The organism is Pseudomonas sp. HY13-MNA-CIBAN-0226, assembly GCF_040310305.1.
In the GTDB taxonomy this organism is placed as follows: domain Bacteria; phylum Pseudomonadota; class Gammaproteobacteria; order Pseudomonadales; family Pseudomonadaceae; genus Aquipseudomonas; species Aquipseudomonas gregormendelii.
On record NZ_JBEOPS010000395.1, the window covers coordinates 1 to 258 of the forward strand.

General features: G+C 35.3%; 1 protein-coding gene. It reads right to left on the reverse strand.

Going from position 1 to position 258, the window contains the following annotated elements; translation table 11 throughout:
* Positions 1-69 precede the first annotated feature (69 nt).
* Positions 70-258, reverse strand: a 189-nt coding sequence (locus AAEZ05_RS29240; protein ID WP_350650119.1) for a hypothetical protein, incomplete at its 5' end; no start/stop codon positions are given.

Below are 258 nucleotides of genomic sequence, written 5' to 3' on the forward strand. Positions count from 1 at the left end.
GACGTTGATACTCTGAATCCGATAATGATTCTGTATAAGCAATTAGGTTATTTCTCATGTCTGGATATTTTATTTCGGTGAATTCCACTTGTTCCATTGTTCATACTCCTTAAGTGGGATATGTGCTTGATCCCAATTATCTTTAATTGTGCCCTTAATAGGTTCACCGTTTCTACCAATTATTCTGCCGTTGTTGTTTATAATAACATGGTCAACTTGTTGCCGAATTTGAGAGTTGCTTGGATTACCTTTATCTAT